The 14,054-nt window shown below is 42.4% G+C and carries 13 protein-coding genes and 1 tRNA gene; 5 read left to right on the forward strand and 9 right to left on the reverse strand.

Annotated features, from left to right (window positions below; all coding sequences use genetic code 11):
- Nucleotide 1 precedes the first annotated feature (1 nt).
- The 5 genes from L1D23_RS04010 to L1D23_RS04030 all read right to left on the reverse strand — a co-directional run bounded on the left by L1D23_RS04010 (nt 2) and on the right by L1D23_RS04030 (nt 4,452).
- Nucleotides 2-220 carry a hypothetical protein gene (locus L1D23_RS04010; protein ID WP_239864360.1) on the reverse strand — a complete coding sequence of 73 codons (219 nt, stop codon included), beginning with the start codon at nt 218-220 and terminating at the stop codon, nt 2-4.
- A complete protein-coding gene (locus tag L1D23_RS04015) occupies nt 217-1,329 on the reverse strand; it encodes a site-specific integrase (protein ID WP_239864361.1) in 1,113 nt (370 codons plus the stop codon). Before L1D23_RS04015 ends, L1D23_RS04010 begins: the two co-directional genes overlap by 4 nt.
- 339 nt (nt 1,330-1,668) lie before the next feature.
- Complete coding sequence (locus tag L1D23_RS04020; protein WP_239864362.1) at nt 1,669-2,820, reverse strand: hypothetical protein; 1,152 nt, start codon at nt 2,818-2,820, stop codon at nt 1,669-1,671.
- A gap of 194 nt (nt 2,821-3,014) precedes the next feature.
- On the reverse strand, nt 3,015-4,277 hold the full coding sequence (locus tag L1D23_RS04025; protein ID WP_239864363.1) for a tyrosine-type recombinase/integrase: 1,263 nt from the start codon (nt 4,275-4,277) through the stop codon (nt 3,015-3,017).
- A gap of 84 nt (nt 4,278-4,361) precedes the next feature.
- Nucleotides 4,362-4,452: transfer RNA gene (locus L1D23_RS04030), tRNA-Ser, on the reverse strand.
- A gap of 316 nt (nt 4,453-4,768) precedes the next feature.
- On the opposite strand from L1D23_RS04030, the gene L1D23_RS04035 reads away from it, so the two are divergent.
- Nucleotides 4,769-5,461 (forward strand): MaoC family dehydratase, encoded by a 693-nt coding sequence (locus L1D23_RS04035; RefSeq protein WP_239864364.1) that lies wholly within the window; start codon nt 4,769-4,771, stop codon nt 5,459-5,461.
- A gap of 52 nt (nt 5,462-5,513) precedes the next feature.
- Here the strand turns inward: L1D23_RS04035 and L1D23_RS04040 are convergent, their stop codons facing one another.
- Entirely contained in the window at nt 5,514-6,332 is an 819-nt protein-coding gene (locus tag L1D23_RS04040) for a phosphate ABC transporter substrate-binding protein (RefSeq protein WP_239864365.1), read from the reverse strand.
- 138 nt (nt 6,333-6,470) lie between these two features.
- Between L1D23_RS04040 and L1D23_RS04045 the strand changes: the two genes are divergently transcribed.
- Nucleotides 6,471-6,824, forward strand: a complete 354-nt coding sequence (locus tag L1D23_RS04045; RefSeq protein WP_239836118.1) for a DUF3024 domain-containing protein — start codon at nt 6,471-6,473, stop codon at nt 6,822-6,824.
- Nucleotides 6,825-6,926: 102 nt separating this feature from the next.
- Here the strand turns inward: L1D23_RS04045 and L1D23_RS04050 are convergent, their stop codons facing one another.
- Nucleotides 6,927-8,039 (reverse strand): 1-acyl-sn-glycerol-3-phosphate acyltransferase, encoded by a 1,113-nt coding sequence (locus L1D23_RS04050; RefSeq protein ID WP_239864366.1) that lies wholly within the window; start codon nt 8,037-8,039, stop codon nt 6,927-6,929.
- Nucleotides 8,040-8,236: 197 nt separating this feature from the next.
- Here L1D23_RS04050 and L1D23_RS04055 point away from each other — a divergent pair, with 197 nt between their 5' ends.
- Nucleotides 8,237-8,851 carry an AraC family transcriptional regulator gene (locus L1D23_RS04055; protein ID WP_239864367.1) on the forward strand — a complete coding sequence of 205 codons (615 nt, stop codon included), beginning with the start codon at nt 8,237-8,239 and terminating at the stop codon, nt 8,849-8,851.
- A gap of 83 nt (nt 8,852-8,934) precedes the next feature.
- Nucleotides 8,935-10,803 (forward strand): methyl-accepting chemotaxis protein, encoded by a 1,869-nt coding sequence (locus tag L1D23_RS04060; protein WP_239864368.1) that lies wholly within the window; start codon nt 8,935-8,937, stop codon nt 10,801-10,803.
- Nucleotides 10,804-10,832: 29 nt separating this feature from the next.
- Here the strand turns inward: L1D23_RS04060 and L1D23_RS04065 are convergent, their stop codons facing one another.
- Nucleotides 10,833-12,185 carry an alpha-amylase family protein gene (locus L1D23_RS04065; protein ID WP_239864369.1) on the reverse strand — a complete coding sequence of 451 codons (1,353 nt, stop codon included), beginning with the start codon at nt 12,183-12,185 and terminating at the stop codon, nt 10,833-10,835.
- Nucleotides 12,186-12,392: 207 nt separating this feature from the next.
- Between L1D23_RS04065 and L1D23_RS04070 the strand changes: the two genes are divergently transcribed.
- Entirely contained in the window at nt 12,393-13,049 is a 657-nt protein-coding gene (locus tag L1D23_RS04070) for a DsbA family oxidoreductase (RefSeq protein ID WP_239864370.1), read from the forward strand.
- Nucleotides 13,050-13,053: 4 nt separating this feature from the next.
- On the opposite strand, the gene L1D23_RS04075 is transcribed toward L1D23_RS04070, so the two are convergent.
- Nucleotides 13,054-13,956, reverse strand: a complete 903-nt coding sequence (locus L1D23_RS04075; RefSeq protein WP_239864371.1) for a DUF808 domain-containing protein — start codon at nt 13,954-13,956, stop codon at nt 13,054-13,056.
- Nucleotides 13,957-14,054 lie beyond the last annotated feature (98 nt).

Consider the following 14,054-nt stretch of genomic DNA (forward strand, 5'->3'; position numbering starts at 1 on the left):
GTCACCCCCGTAGGGGTGAGTATGGTAGAGAGTCAAGAGAGCTATCTCTTGCCCGCAGCTCACGTTCATCTTTTTGGAACAAAAAGTGTGACGGGAGCGCAGCGGGTTGCTTAGTCATCTCACTTTTTAAGTGAATGACTTTGGCACCAATGGTGCCATTCTTGGTAGTGAAACTGCCAAGGCTGACACCACAAATGCCAATCGTTGAGGAAGCTATCATGACTGGCTCCCAACAAGCATTTTGACCGCAGCGAGAAGCTCAGGTTTAGTTTGAAGGATTTTGACCAACGCCATTTCATCGTTCTGAATTATGACCTCTCCAGATACCTCTGTTTCATCAGCAGGTAACGACTGTCCAAACGTTCCTGCGAGGTGTTTCGCAGATGCATTCGCATAATCGGGGGAATCGTCAGTGATCCATTCGCCATAGTGCTTATCGATCATCGCAGTGTCAGTATGACCCATTTGCATTGCAATCCAGTCTTTCGAAATCCCTGCGGTTAGGTTTTGACTAGCGAATGTGTGCCTTAGTTGACCAGCACCTCGATGGTCTACACCTGCGTCTTCAAGAAACCCTTTAAAAAATGCTTTGTTATATTGCGCGGCGTTAAGAAACGGTGCGTCATTTTTGCTGTTGTAGAAAACAAATCGAACGTGCTCTTGAGTACGTGTTTTATTATCTTCCTGCACAACAGAAACATTCAGCGCTGGCTTTTTACCTGTAAACTTTAATTGTTGTTTCAGAATGCTTATGGCTAATGTATTGAGCTCAACAGTGCGGACAGATTCTGGATTTTTCGGTGTTTTGTAGTTGGTCAGAACTCTGGCTCGTCGTACATATAGCTTACGCTTCTCGAAATCGATATCTTCCCAGCCAATCGCAAGAATTTCACTGATACGTAAACCTGTTAACACGTTAAGCTCAGCGGCATTTTTACCGCTTTTGCACAACGATGCTGTGTTGTGCAGTTTTTTCAATTCAGCTTTAGTAAAAGGATAAGGTTTACTCTTACCGTTCTTCAGAGTCTTGATCCCAGCCATAGGATCGGTATCAATAGCACCATCACGCTTTGCAATGGCAAATGTTGCTCTTAATATAGTCAGGAATGCATTGATAGTTTTGTTGGCGTAGCATTCATGCAGGTCATCTATAATGTCGAGAATGTCGCTATGGCAGAAATCCTGAATGGGTATCTGACCATAAGAATCTATCAATCGGTTTGCTTTACAGTTGTCAGATTTGAATGTCGATTCAGCAGCCAAAAACTGGAAGCTTTTCATGTAGCTTTTAATGTATTGTTCTAGTGTTTTTGTGTTCCCATTTTCCATTTTTCTCAACTTGACAGCTTCTGCTGCTCTTCTATTTGAGAGCATCATATCTAGGCGAAATTAGAAAATCTATACTAAAAATACTAATATTATTAGTTGCTTATTATAAAATCAGAGCACTTTCGTTCTTAATCAATCAGTTGAGAATTTGAATTTTTTTTAAAAAAAAGAGGAAAACTGACTGCCTTCCTCTCATTGAACCTAATTGAGTCGAATTGATTAACCGTCGGCAGTACTAAATGCCATTGAGCGGACTGATGTTCCCGAAAGGCTAATTGCACCGATGATAAGGGAGCAGCGACATAGGTTTTGTAAACTTGTCGCTGMAACAATGGCTATTTAATTTACTTCTGGGATTAAACTAAGTAGAAAATTGCTAGGATTACCATGAGTCAGCAAACGAACTCCTCTTGTTAACTGGTGATGCAAACTGGATATTGAGTTCTTCACAGCATCATTCACTGCATAGCTCAGCGTAACGTCATCACACAGCTCTTTATTTTGTTGATTTACCAAACCCGTTTCAAACAGGTACTGCATTATCAACAGATATAGCTCATCAACGTAATCGTTCCTGGTTGGTATGTGGTTCTTATAAGCAAACTCCTCATACTCTTCTTCAACGATATTCCACAAGCTGTAGAGCGAGAAATTAATCGCTTGAAGCTCAGAAAACCAACTAATATCTTCACCAATACCTGATTCTCCTTTTTTTTCAAAACGGCACTCGTTTTCATAGTGATCAACAATACTCTGCGTCATTATCTCTGCAAGTCGATAATGCTCATGTACAAACAAGAGCAAAAGATGACAGTCACGCAATTGATGAAGTTCGTTATAAAGGGAAGAGTACTGACTATTCAGTTTAGGTGCATGCCGATAAGCATCAATTAGAACCTCGTTACATGAAAGTGACATGATCTCAAAGGTCTGTTTATCAAAAGCAGAATAACGTTCTTTAACACTGCTGGGAGTGTAAAGGCGCATATTATCGAGTCCTGTCCAACTATTCGGCACGATTACATTGTCTCGTGATGGTAAGTGCCACTTTAATAGGTGATGTCCTGTTGATGCCTTCGTTTCCTTTTCATCTGTGACCAAAACAAACTCAATCCCAAGGGCGTTTTGAAAGCTCATTGAGACCATGGACGGCTCTAAGTCGAGTAAAGCAGGTTTGATAGTGCTTGCCATCAACTCAATAAGTTGCGATTCGGAAAGCTGGTAGCCTTGGAATGTTTTCATAACGCGAGGCCAGATGGTATTTTGAAAGCGAGCCTCTAAAACGGAGTCACTTTCTTGCTTCCAATCCACCAATACATCTTTATTTCGACTTAACCTTTGGTGGACTTCATTAGGGCTGAGGTTAAACAAAATGTACGCAAGCATATTATCCCTCTGACGAAAAGAAATACTTAGCTCTAGATTGCGTCTTAGATGTTCATTGAAAGCGTTGGTTAACTTAGTGTAAGTCGATTTGTTGCGTAAACGCATAGCTGTCTCTCCAACATGCAATAGCAAGCTGCGGCTGGCGTTTACAAAAGCTCACTAGTGCACTGGGTTTCAGCACAAAGACTTTAAGTTATATTAGCAGTGATTTGAGTACGGACAGAGGTAGGTATCGCCAGCGACCAGTGTATGTCATCCGCACTCATTGTAATCGGTTCTAAATTTTCAATGCAAGAGATTTAGAACGGATTAAGCGTAAATGTATTAACAGCTTGCGCCAGATTCTCTGCTGGAAGTTGCTTACCGTAATGTCCGTAAGTCATGCTGGTATTTTTATGCCCTACGATTTGAGCTACTACATGTTCCTCAACATTGGCTTGCTTTAGTTCATCGACGAATGTGTGTCGAAAAGAGTACGCAGTAGGGCGATTACCCGCCTTAAAGCCACATGCGGTCAGAACGTCACCCATGCTGTCTCTGAAATCTTTTGACCAATCGATGTCCTTGCCACGAGGGATAAAATCAAACAGTTGGATTTTCTTGTGTTGTTTCCGCTCTTTTACATAATCGAGAAAACTAGACTCCAATAACCTTTGATGGATGGGAACCTGTCGTTTGGATGAGGCATTTTTTAGATGTTGCTGCTCTCCGCTATCACTAAAAGATATTATTGGTATGGGGCCATCTATATGGATATCAGCTACTCGAAGTTGACAAGCTTCCGACGGACGACAGCCATGCAATACCATAACCTTTGATGCCCATTGGAAGGATAAATCCTGTTCTTTAAAAGCACGACTAGAAAATAGGCGTGCTAGTTCCTTTTCGCCCCAGCGTAGACGCTGGGAATGAGACGAGATGTTTTTGGAAGGTAGCTTTACGTGAGCAAATGGATTGGTGTTTATCAGCTCCTGCACCACACACCAGTTCATAAATTGCTTAATTGCGGCGAAGTAGTCACGTAATGTCTTATGGCTTAATCCTCGACCTAAGAGCTCGTCTCTGTAAGCCATTGCAACGCTGCTGGTGATACTCGATCCTTCCAATTGTTCTACAAACTTTAAGAAGTCTCCATTACGCTGCTTTAACTGCTTAAGAGTGAGGTTAGTGACTTTTTCTAGGCGCTTAGATTCAATAAAACGATCAAGAGAATCACTATTGATGGCTGGTATCTGTTTCTTTGGCTTAGGCTCATACGTTTCCGAGAGCAGGCGACATGTTGAGTCACCATCAACTGTTTGTTTATTAAAAGAGACTCTAAGCTTGTTAATCTCGGCATTAAGCTTTTGCTTAAAATCAGGAAAGGGTAAAGACTTTGTCTGTGCTAATTCGAAAAGCTCGAATATTACTTTTGTTTGGTCAAGATTGCGTTTGTAAGCCGTACGACGATCACGCGTGACTAGGGATAAGCGAATTTCCTTAGGAAAACCGTTTTTTTGAAGGGAAGTTGGGATTGCAACACGTGTGTAGTACACGCTATTGGGTTGTCGAAACAAATACATCTGTATCATCCTCTTGTATTTGTCGACTTTTGAGTTATAAAAACGAAAAAACCGCTGTAAAAACAGCGGTTTAATCTTTAAAAGTGGCGGAGAGATAGGGATTTGAACCCTAGATACGCTATTAACGTATGCCGGTTTTCAAGACCGATGCTTTCAACCACTCAGCCATCTCTCCAATGCGCAAGCAGTTTAGATTTTGGCATGAATTTTGTAAAGAATTAATTTGTAGTCACTGAGTTAAATGACGATAAATCAACCACCTAATTTTGTGTTTTTATCGCTGAAAACGCCAAAAACCAACGCATTTTGAAGTGTAAATACTCTAAAGTGCATTTTCTAATAAAATAATGTTTTATTAGAAAGATACTGATTTTTAAAAGAAATAGCACTTTGAGATAACATATGTACGCCCGAAAATCATTGCGCATAATTGTGAAGTGTTTCAAAATTAGTGGGTTGACCTATATCAATGAGAGATTTCTGAGGTTGTTATGAAAGTCGCAGACCTATTTAAACATCGTGGTGATAAACAGCATTCTGAATTCATGCAGTGGATGTCACCTGCAGTACGTGAATATTGGGATGAGCTTTTGCACAAAGCCAATAACCGCCACTTGTTTACTCGCCTCAGAGATCTGCAACGCCCTGCTGTAAACGATGAAGTTCAACCACATGTTGAGCCTACGGTAACAAAGCCAAAGTCTATTGAACTCAAGCCAGAAGCGCAAAAACTGTTTGACGAGCTTCAGGAAAAATTAGGCGAAGTTATTCACACTGGTGATTGGTTGGATATTTCTCAGGAGCGCATCAATCAGTTTGGGCAGGTTACAGAAGACATGCAATGGATCCATACCGATCCAGAGCGTGCTGAAAGTGAATCACCATTTAAAACAACCATAGCACATGGCTTTCTAACACTAGCTCTACTACCTAAGTTGACTGACAGCGTGGATCCCGATCATTCGTTGTTCCCTACAGCCAAAATGGTTGTCAACATTGGTCTTAACCAAGTCCGCTTTCCATATCCAGTCAAAGCTAACAGCCGAGTTCGAGCGGTAAGTAAGCTTTCTAAGGTGACTCCGATTAAGAAAGGATTGGAGATCGAGCGTGAAATTAAAGTTGAAATTGAAGGTGTTCGTCGACCTGGTGCCATTGTGGTTTCGGTTATTCAATTGCATTTCTAGTAGTACATTTATTATCAAGGAGAGCTACTTGAGCTCTCCTTTTTTGTTTCTGCTACTGACTGATTGGCGTATAACCGTATTCGCGGATTAAAGTTTGAGCCTCTTTACCTTGCAGGTATTGAATGAATGACTGGGCATCTTTATCAAGTTCCGCTTTCTTATAAAGTACAAGGAATGGGCGAGACAGTTCATATTTACGTTCAGCAATGGTTTTGCTATTTGCATCCACTCCCTCAAATGTGATTGCTTTAATTGAGCTATCAACAGATCCTGTAGAAATAAATCCAATCGCTTGTTTGTTATGGTTGACGATGGTTTTCACCATGCTGTTACTATTAACCACTAAGTTATCTGGATTGATATCTGAAACCTGACGTCCATTTACAATTTTCGTAAGCCCCAGCAGGCTTTCAAAGCTATAACGTGAGCCGGATGACGCTTCACGTGTCACTACAGCAATTTTTTGATCGGCTCCCCCCAACTCTTTCCAGTTGGTAATTTTACCTTTATAGATATCGAATAGCTGCTCACGACTGACATTTTGGACCGGATTAGATTTATTGACGACAACAGCCAAGCCATCAAATGCCAAAGGGGTGACCGTTAACGTTTCATCCTGCTCACTTTCTGTCAGGTATCGTGAGCTCATACCAATATCTGCTACGCCTTTCTTTAAAAGGGTAATACCTGCAGTTGAACCGATACCTTGTACTGCAATGTAGGTTTCAGGGTGGGCCGTATTAAAGTTTTCAGCCAATACATCCATAACACGTGCCACCGATGTAGAACCGGACACATTAACTTCACTCGCCAGCGCAGGAAAAGTAAGTAAAGAAGAGGACAACATTGCCACCAGCGCAACACGAATCATAATAATCTCCAATCTGATGCGGATAAGTAAACTCGCGCTATCATATTTCGATTACATGACATTTTTGTGAAAACCTATGCAGACTCCTCATATTCTTGTACATACTATGGGTAGGTTAGCGTTAATGATGGAGCCGGTATGGGACTGGTCAGTTTGCTGCAAAAACAAGTAGAAAGCCGCGCGCAGGTAATCTGTGAACAGCGTAATAAAAGCTTACCTGCAGAATTAGGTAAAGCGAGCTATGACGTAACGGATAATGGAGTGATATTCATCAAGCAACATTTTCTGCTTGATTCAGCGCATTGCGATTACATGATGCCTGTTGCCAAGGTGCAATGGAACCAAGAGCGCCGCTCTTGGCTGCTATTTATGCCTGACGAACTCAATGAAGAAAATTGGCTGCCCTATCCTTACCTTGCGCAAAGTCATGATCTTACGGCGATTATGCGCGAAGTAGACAAAGATCCTAAATCCGTATTTTGGCAAGACTAACCGAAAAACAACGCAAATCAGCCTAAATTTCAAGCACAAACTGAGCATTAAACATACTGAAGCTTGTGCTTAGAGATTTATACCTAAGCGATAGTTTTACCCTTAGGGAGTCTTAGCGGTTTGATTCTTAACCGGGTTGGCATAGCTTGCCACTAAATAAGGTTGCGCACCCTCGGGTAACTGGCTCAGCTTGTCGGCCATGATGTCTTTGACTGTTTGATCGACCTGTTCGTTACCTGCAGCCAGCTCATTTATAGGGAACACTTTGTAATTGTCATGGATCTGGCGATCAATCTCTTCTGCTAACGCTTCTGGTGTTTCTAAATCATCATAAATGACATCACCAAATGCCACATGTATACGACCTTTATCACCTACAATGCCTTGAATGATGCTTTCAATATCTTCAAATTCACCTTTTTCGTAAGAACCACTGGTGGCTTTTTCAAATAACTCACGGGCTTTAGCGATATCACATGGATCATTTTCATAGGAAATAGAAACCGGGACGATACGCAATGATTTAATGTACTCTGAAAACTCTATTTTCTGCTTACGCCCTTCCACATGGAACATTTTAAGGATCGCCGGATCGGTAAAATCATTACCATCTTTCGCGCGCCCTTCTTTTTGCGCGATCCAGATAGAGTTACCCGTATCGAGCGAATGTTTGATGTAGCTAGACAAAGTGCCTAGCGCTTTCATCATTTCACGTGGGCCTTTCGCCGAACGTTTTACGATGAAACTCTTGTTAAGCTTCATCAGTTCCGTCGCACAAGGCTTTTTCAAGAGGTTATCGCCAATGGCAATACGAACCGTTTTATGATCACTCTGATGAAGGCCGTAGTTCACCAATGCGGGGTCCATCGCAATGTCACGGTGATTGGACACAAATAAATAAGAGGTTTTTTTATCTAGCTTATCCAGTCCCGAATAAGTCACACCCTTTGTTGTTGTGCTCAAAGTTTGCTCAAGGTATTTTTTTACTTCCATCTGAATGGTTTCGACAGAGTTAAGCTTTGACCACTTCATTTTGAGGTAGACTTTGACAATCGGTGACATAAGCGTTTTAAACCAACCGGCATGGTTAGCAAATCGATGCTGTAGAATTGCACTGATAAACTCTTCATCGTTAATCAGGCGGTCGATAGCCGCTGGAATTTCTTCGTCATTATAAGGACGGATTTCAACAAAAGGGTCGTTTTTAGAAGTCATTTCTTATTACATCTGATAAAAAGCTGGCCTATTCTACGCAGAGATTAGGGGATTGACAGCTATACTTCTCTCATAATCAACAAGGTCAGACCAGAATAAAATCACCGATTAAGTGGAAAGTCGGAGTTAAGTTGGTTTTTTCTGCAAGAAACGTTAACCTTATCGCCCCTTGAGTACCCAAGAACATGAGCAATTCAATGCACTACGCTATTTCGCATGACTATCGCGACTTTCAATATCTGACTATGACACCACGTAAAAAGAGCATCAAGCATATGCTGCTTAAAGTCGAGCAAGGTCTGACGCTGTTGAAACTCGGTAAAACAGAATATGCGATTGAAGCGGGTCAGGCAGTTTGGATCCCATTTGATGCCCTGTGCGCACTCACCTTCTTCCCGCAAACGCAAGTTCAACAAATTGAAGTATCTTCACGTGTTACTTCATTCCTCCCTAAACAAGGTGGCTTTGTAACTCTCAATGAGCTCACAAACGCTTTATTGAATAGGTTAAAGGTGATGGAAGATCGACACGATGCGAAGAAAAATCTCCTTACTGTTTTACAAGAAGAGCTTTCAAGCTTCAAACCTCAGTTGAAGGAAAGCGAACTGACTCAACAAATAAACCAATGGGCCCCTAACATCGACAGCAAACTATTGGTAGAGCAACAACTCGTTTTGAATGTGCGAGAAGCCTACAAACGAATGCAATCTGGACAATCACGCCACCAGGTTGTCGCCGAGCTGTTCGAAGGCAATGAAGCAATGTATTCACAAATTGAAAAAACAATTCGAGGTGAAAAGCAGAAAACTTGATTAAGTTACTGGCTGATTATTCATTTCATAACTATAAATCTATAAATATCCTCTATATTTGTAGATAAAATAGGAAGGCGAATATGAAATTCAGCCATAAAATTGTGGCAGCATCCTCTCTCCTTTTACTGGCCACAGTAACATTGCTTACCCTACAGCAGTACTACACCGTTCAAACAGAAATTAAATCTCAAGTCACTTCCAGTGTCGCCGAGATTGTGGATGGCGTTAGAGATACAACCGCTGCTGAGATAAACAGTAGAAAAGCGATTGCTACCTATGCCACCAGTATGCTTGAGTCCAACCTAGATCTGGATGCGATGGAAACCGTCATTACACGTCCCATCGTTAAAGAAACTTTCCTATTAGCTGGATTAGGGTTTGAGAAAGATGGTTCAAACATCAATAACGATCCGTCTTGGAATCCCGGACCAACATGGGATCCACGTGCGCGTCCTTGGTATATCGACGCTAAAAACGCAGGCAAACTCATTATTACGGCCCCCTATGCTGATTCTGCGACAGGTGAAATTCTGGTTTCCATAGCTACTCCAGTCAAAGACAGCGGCAAGTTTATCGGTGCTATCTTCTACGATGTTAGCTTGGCAGGTCTTGCCGACCTTGTTAACAAGGTGCAATTGTTTGATGCAGGTTACGTGTTTATCGTCGCAGGTGACGGCACAACCATTGCTCACCCTCAAACAGACTTCAATGGTAAACCGATGAAAGATTTCTTGGGTAATACAAATATCCAAGATGACCCTCAACAAGTTTCTATTGACGGTAAAGATTACACTCTCGACTTTTCTAAAGTGCCTGGTGAAGATTGGTATATCGGTGTTGTCCTCGATGAAGAAATTGCTTATCAGTCATTAGCAGACCTACGTAACAGTTCCATCATCTACACTGTCGTGGCCCTAATCATCAGTATTGTTATTCTTCTTGTCTTGATGACGGCTCTAATGAGGCCACTTGGTGCCCTCAACAGTGCCATTCAGGACGTCGCTTCAGGTGAAGGCGACCTTACCCAACGCCTCGACACCAATACCGACCAAGAGTTTTCATCATTGGCAGAAGGATTCAACTCCTTCACCAGTGCGCTTCAACAGCAAATCACTCAATCAAAAGCGATTGGCGAAGAGATTCTACGTGGGTCTGAAATGACTTCGATGGGCTTACAAGAATCAGCGGCGGCCATGCAAGATCAGCTGAGAGAGTTAGAACAGCTCGCTACAGCCATGCACGAAATGGCTACAACCTCCGGTGATGTTGCCAACAATGCACAAGGCGCTGCTTCGGCAGCAAAAGAGGCAGATGAGGCAACTGAAGTCGGTACACGGGTTGTTGGCGATACAACTGGTGCCATCACTGAACTGTCACAACGTATCGATGAAGCAGTTGAAGAAGTGAAAACATTAGAATCTGCTACTGACAACATTGAAACCATTTTGAAAGTCATCAATGACATTGCGGATCAAACCAACCTACTCGCATTGAATGCCGCCATTGAAGCAGCTCGTGCTGGTGAGTCCGGCCGTGGTTTTGCTGTGGTCGCCGATGAGGTTCGCACACTGGCGCAAAGAACTCAGGAGTCTACCACTGAAATTCGAAACATGATTGAGCAATTGCAATCAGGAGCAACCGCAGTCGCCAATGCAATGAATATGAGTAAAGAAACCGCCAGTGGCGCGGTATTAAGAGCAGAAGAAGCGAACGCCGCTCTTAACAGTATTCGTGATGCAATCCAAGCCATCAGTGATATGAACATTCAAATCGCATCTGCAGCAGAAGAACAAAGTTTAGTGGCAGAAGAGATTAACAACAACACAGTGAAAATTAAGGATCTTTCTGTTCAAGTGGCGGATGCCGCAGAAAATGCCAACATTGCCATGCAAGCACAAACTGAAAACATCCGCGAACAAGATGCAATACTCAACAAGTTCAAAGTGTAATATTTTCAGCCCTCCCTCTGGGAGGGCTCTTAACTCTTAACTAACATCAAGCTCTCTTCACCAGCCACGGAGATACTCATAGTACCTTGTTGACTAAGGTAATGCTCTTCAGACAGTAAATCCAACCACTTTCCACTCACCGCAATCTGTACTCTCTGTGGTCGCTTGGATTTATTGATGATCACGATACCTTCATCACCACGAGCAAATATTAAGAGATCGTCAGATGCTTCCATCACCTGCATAGTTTTACCATGCATGAGATTATAAAAACGAATACGCGATGTCATCCGCTTATCATTCCAAGCATTCAGCCATCGAGGTCGACCATCAGAGCCTTTCAGCCCACAAGTATCAAGGTCCGTATAGATCAATGGCACACCACCATCTCTACCGAGAATATAGCTGTATGCTAGCCACTCTGTTTTTTCTGGCATGACCAAATTAGCAAACACATCATTGTTTGGAATGTCATGGGTTATGGCAAACGTAATCGCCCTGCTTTGTGAGAGCGCTTGCCCGAAGCAATATGGGTTAACCAAGCTCTTTAAGCTACCTTTAGCTTCTAATGCATCAAACATAGTTTGAAACAACGGGAAATCATAAGCACCCAAGCGAGTTTCCGCCAAGAACGGCTCAAGGAATAAATCATATTCAAGCTTTGTCGCACCACCATCGGTGATGATCTCACCAAAGATATGGACGTCTTCACAGATCTCTTTACTCCACACTTTTTGCAAATGTTCTAGTGACATGTGCTTAGCTGCATCAATTCGAAACCCTTTTACACCAAGAGATTTCAGCGAACACAAATATGCCTGCTGCTGCTTGATAACATGCTCATGAACACGCAAGGTCGGTAAGCCCGGATCGGCAGGACCACCAGTAATCCGTCCATTTTGGACTTGCCATTTATCCTGCCAGTCTTCAATCCCAAATGCTTCGACGAAATCGTTTTCAGCAAACAGTGGCTCTGACAGGTCTCCGAACAATTTGATATTTTCATAGTAGTTAGTATCTAACTGATAGGACTCTAGGACGCTTTGATCGGGATACTGAAGGTCTAATCTACTCTGTGATTCATTCGCCATGTGGTTAAAAACCACATCTGCATAAACATAAATTGAACGTTGATTCAGCGCTTCAACCATGTCTTTAAAGCTTCGTGTATCACCGAGCTGGTTATCAATCACACGATAATCCTGTGGTTGGTAGCGTTGCCACCATTTTGTACCCTGTGCGTGTTTTAAAGACTTCATTGGAGGAGAAACCAGCACAGATTTATAACCCGCCGCTGTAATTTCATCAGCGCGTTGAGCAACCAATGCGTACGGCCAGTCGAAGGCATGAAGAATGACGTTGGCTGTTTTAAAAACGTTCATCTCTTGTTCCTTTATTTCAAATTCCATAATCACCTGACTGATCGCAGGTGAAGGCTGCCTGCCATTATAGACACAAGCCAATCTTTTTCTTCCCCCCTAGAAAGCGGAATGGGTGTAGTAGATCTAAGGCGTAGAATTTGAACTATTTATAAAATTAATTATTCTCACTCACTATAATGAAGTAGTAAGTAAAGAAAGGCGTCAATCATGAAAAATGTTCGGATAGACATAGTGTCAGATGTGGTTTGCCCGTGGTGCATCATCGGGTACAAAAGGCTGGAGCAAGCTTTAATGACACTATCAGACACTATTGAGGCAGAGATTCACTGGCACCCATTCGAGCTTAACCCTGCAATGAAACCGGAAGGGCAAAACCTACGAGAACACTTGGCGGATAAATACGGCACGTCTTTAGAAGCGAGTATTGCCGCTCGTCAAACCATCACTGATTTAGGCCAAGAATTGGGGTTTGAGTTTAATTTCACAGATGAAATGAGAATTTATAATACTCGGAAAGCGCATCAACTCTTACTTTGGTCACAATCGCAAGGATTACAACTCGACCTAGAAATCGCCATGTTCCACGCCTACTTTACGGATGGTAAAGATGTGAGTGACACAGAGACTTTGTTAGATATTGCTGAATCCCTTGGACTAAATAGAGACACCTGTCAGGCTGTACTTTCAGACACGAGTTGGAAAGAGACCGTATCCTCAACAGAGCAGCAATGGCTTGAAGCTGGAATAAACGCAGTACCAGCGATCATCATTGATCGCAAACACTTAATTTCAGGTGCTCAAAGCAGTGAAATGCTGGTTGAAGCACTGCTAGAAATCACTCACCAGCAACACGATGTAGAATAAATGGCTAACTACGTCGAAGAAGCTTTCCAATGACACCCCATAAAAGTACAAGCACAATGCCCGCTAGGACACCAATCAGGCCGTTGAGAATAGAAGGGAAAAGTGCTTTCGCTAAGGTTAAACTTGGCAAATTGAGTAATACTGGCTCAATCCAATGGTGAATGACAGGCACGTTGTGAACAACAATCCCACCTCCCACTAAAAACATCGCGGCAGTACCCACTACCGTTAAGAACTTCATTAACTTTGGCGCAAAGATAATTAAACCTCTACCAATCCATGCCATCAAACCTGTCCCTTTTGAAATACGGTTAAGATAAAAGCCAAGATCATCCAATTTCACAATACCTGCCACAAGGCCATAAACACCAATAGTCATTAAAACCGCAATTAAGCTGACCACCATTATTTGGGTCAACATGGAATGTCCTTGAACCGTTCCAAGGGCAATAACGATAATTTCCGCAGATAAGATAAAATCGGTTCTAATTGCGCCTGCCACTTTATGCTTTTCATACTCTGCAACAGAACCCGTCGGTAATTCATCACCTGTATCAACTTCTTCATTTGAATGAAAAAACTTCTCAGCCAGCTTTTCCGCGCCTTCAAAACAGAGAAACAAACCACCCAAAAGAAGCAATGGCATAATAAGCCAAGGGGCAATAGAGCTCATCAAGAGTGCTGCTGGAACTAAAATCAATTTATTTCTAAACGAGCCTTTAGCAACGCTCCATACGATAGGAATTTCACGCTCTGCAGCAACACCAGATACTTGTTGTGCGTTCAACGCCAGATCGTCCCCTAGTACACCAGCAGTTTTTTTCGCTGCTACTTTGGACATCAAAGCGACATCATCCAACACCGTAGCGATGTCATCTAACAGGGTTAACAGACTCGCACCCGCCATTTGTTTTCTCTTAGAAATAAGACATGTAACTAAATGTAACATTGACCACATCGAACTTAAACCGAATTCTCGTCAGTAATGCGTCAATAACAACACCC

Origin of the sequence: Vibrio sp. Isolate24 (assembly GCF_022398215.1) — a bacterium.
Lineage (GTDB): Bacteria > Pseudomonadota > Gammaproteobacteria > Enterobacterales > Vibrionaceae > Vibrio > Vibrio coralliilyticus_A.